General features: G+C 55.9%; 1 protein-coding gene. It reads right to left on the reverse strand.

Going from position 1 to position 765, the window contains the following annotated elements; all coding sequences use genetic code 11:
* A partial coding sequence (locus EOA36_RS36410; RefSeq protein ID WP_145969552.1) for a hypothetical protein occupies positions 1 to 535 on the reverse strand: 535 nt, incomplete at its 3' end.
* Positions 536 to 765: the final 230 nt, after the last annotated feature.

A 765-nucleotide genomic window follows, 5' to 3' on the forward strand; every position in this document is an offset into this window, starting at 1 on the left:
CCTTACGTACCGCGAATTCAGCAAGCTCCGCGAGCTTGGTTTGCATCGCCTCAAGACCGTCATCGGGTGAGAACGGATCTTTCAGTACCTTTGCAACCAACTCATTGACCAACTCAACGCGCTTGGTCGCCGACATGTAATTCTGGACAGCGACGGTGCGATGCTGTCCGTCGAACACGGGGTGTCGATCGAAATTGGCATCGAGAAAACGGCCGACGTCGACGTCAAAATTCTTACGGACGAAGACCTTTGAACTGAGCGCGAAGCCCCCAACGGCTTTCCAAAAGCTCGCTGCATCGCCGCGCGCGTTTTCCAGATCAACAAGGAGGACGCGCGTAAGCTCGTGAACTCTAGAGAAGCGCCCTTCGGTCCCTCTCACCAGTTGCGCAAGAAGATCGGCGACAGTCGAGCGGCGTGAGGCGATTAGGTCAGTTTTGGGTGACCGCTCGAGATGGCGCCACACCGCGACCAGCGCCGTGTCACTCGACGATAGCGCTTTTCGAAAGTCGTGATCGTTCGCTGGAAGCGGCTTCATACCGCCACAAATTGGAAACAGAGGCATAACATTTCAAGAGCCGTCGTAAATTTTTTCGATCTGAGACGTCCTCGGGATGGCAAATCTCGTCCTTCCCCGCTTGCCCTACCCAATGCGTGCCCTGTCAAGTTATGCTGCCGCGAACCCCGATCATAGTGCGGCGCCGTTTAATTAGCCACAATGTTAGCAGGTTGTGGCCGCCGGCGGCCACAACCTGCTAACATTGTGGC

It is taken from the genome of Mesorhizobium sp. M8A.F.Ca.ET.021.01.1.1 (assembly GCF_003998025.1).
GTDB lineage: Bacteria > Pseudomonadota > Alphaproteobacteria > Rhizobiales > Rhizobiaceae > Mesorhizobium.